Annotated in this window: 2 protein-coding genes; both read left to right on the forward strand. The window is 58.3% G+C overall.

Annotated elements, in window-relative coordinates; all coding sequences use genetic code 11:
• The coding region (locus GSQ70_RS00865; protein WP_304623048.1) for a conjugative transfer relaxase/helicase TraI domain-containing protein at positions 1-831 on the forward strand (831 nt) is incomplete at its 5' end.
• A 176-nt stretch (positions 832-1,007) separates the two neighbouring features.
• Positions 1,008-1,399 (forward strand): hypothetical protein (locus GSQ70_RS00870; protein WP_199257206.1); only part of this gene is annotated, 392 nt, incomplete at its 3' end.

The raw sequence follows: 1,399 nt of genomic DNA on the forward strand, positions 1-1,399 counted from the left end.
AAAGAGCACGTGCAGTCATACGTGGATGACCTGAACAAGTGGACGGGGCTGGTTGAGCGTAACAGCGGTAAACGCCAGACCGTGCATGACGTGATGATGCGCACGGAGGACGTTCGTGCGGACAGGGAGGTGCGGCTGTGGGACAGCAGCCTGCCGGTGGCGGAGACCCGCCTTGCCCTGCGCACGGACAGCACCCTGACCGCAGATGCCCGTTTTCTGTCAGGCAGGTCGCCAGCCGTGATGTGGCCGGTAATCAATGAGCATGGTCGCCACCGCGGGAACTGGCACGTACCGGTATCTCCTGCGACCGGTACGCTGGATGTGGAGAACGCCCGCTACGAAGGGGCCACTGACGGCACCCGTATTGTGCTGCAGAAAGGCGAAGGTCGTGCCGCCGTGCTTGAAGCAGCCACGCCGGAAGAGGCTATCCGGCTGATGGAGGAACACCCGCACAGCCCGGTGGTGATGCGTACGGAGCGCCCGGCCATGCAGGACGATGCGGCACCTGCAGGTGAGGAAATGACCGTCAGGAGCGAAGCTGACCTGCAGAAAGCAGCAGAGGATGCCCTGAAAGATCGCGAACCGGTACTGCAGCCTGAAAATGCAGACGAGCCTGATGCTGAACTGACTTCGGAAGAAGTACAGCTGAAGGAAGCCGCGCTGGAACTGACGCAGGAAGAAGCCCTGCAGCTGGCTCAGGAGCGTGACAGGGAGCCGGAAGAGGCAGCGAAAGTTCCCGAACACATGAACGATGAGGTGAACATTATCCGCCACGACCGGCCGGAGCCTGAGCCGGATCTCCCCCTTAACCGACAGAAAACGCTGGATTAAATACCTTTCCTGACCGTGCCTCACAGGCTGTTCGGTGCTCACGTTGTTGCGCTCCGCCTCAGCCTGTGAGGCACGGTCAGTGCCCTCTCACACATTTAAGGAAACCTGATGGAGAATTACTTTTTGCCGTTGCTGCTGAGCGGCCTGGTAAAGAAAACAATCCCTGAGGAGAGCAGATGAGTAAAGGACAGCACCTGTTTAACGTGACGGCCACGGACAGGATCGAACGCTCAAAAGCATTTTATGAGTTTATCAGCAGCTTTCGTACGAACATGACGGAGGTGAAGAGAATGGTGATGACCTATTACCGCGCCGGTCGTGCGGTGACGGAGCTTGCCATTACTCATGGTGAGGATCGCCTGTTCTGCGTGAGCATCCGTGAAGATCGGCTTAGCCTGACGCCGTTGCTGCCGGAGAATGTGCGTCTGACCCATCTTGATATAGCCCTTCCGGACGTGGCCGATATTCTGATTCTGGTCACCGAGATTGCCCGGCTGTATGGGTTGATGCCTGAGCTGTCTGCCGATCCCCGCTCATCGTCGGTATTTACGTTCTCAGCAGTCGTCAG

The sequence above is a fragment of the Pantoea sp. BAV 3049 genome, assembly GCF_009765445.1.
Lineage (GTDB): Bacteria > Pseudomonadota > Gammaproteobacteria > Enterobacterales > Enterobacteriaceae > Erwinia.